This is a genomic window from Cognatundibacterium luofuense (assembly GCF_018139685.1).
Classification (GTDB): domain Bacteria; phylum Pseudomonadota; class Gammaproteobacteria; order Burkholderiales; family Burkholderiaceae_D; genus Undibacterium; species Undibacterium luofuense.
Genome location: NZ_JAGSPN010000374.1, coordinates 1 through 339, shown reverse-complemented (window position 1 = coordinate 339; position 339 = coordinate 1). Strand labels below are relative to the sequence as shown.

The 339-nt window shown below is 49.6% G+C and carries 1 rRNA gene; it reads left to right on the top strand.

Annotated features, from left to right (window positions below):
- A 23S ribosomal RNA gene (locus KDM89_RS20835) occupies positions 1-339 on the top strand; the annotation flags it as partial.

Here is a 339-nt window from a genome sequence, read left to right as displayed (position 1 = left end):
GAACGGATTGGAAACTCCGGCCATAGAGGGTGATAGCCCCTTATACGAAATTATCGGTGTGGAACTAAGCTTGCGACAAGTAGGGCGGGACACGTGAAATCCTGTCTGAACATGGGGGGACCATCCTCCAAGGCTAAATACTCGATATCGACCGATAGTGAACCAGTACCGTGAGGGAAAGGCGAAAAGAACCCCGGGAGGGGAGTGAAATAGAACCTGAAACCGTGTGCATACAAACAGTAGGAGCAGACTAGTTCTGTGACTGCGTACCTTTTGTATAATGGGTCAGCGACTTACATTCAGTGGCAAGCTTAACCGCATAGGGAAGGCGTAGAGAAA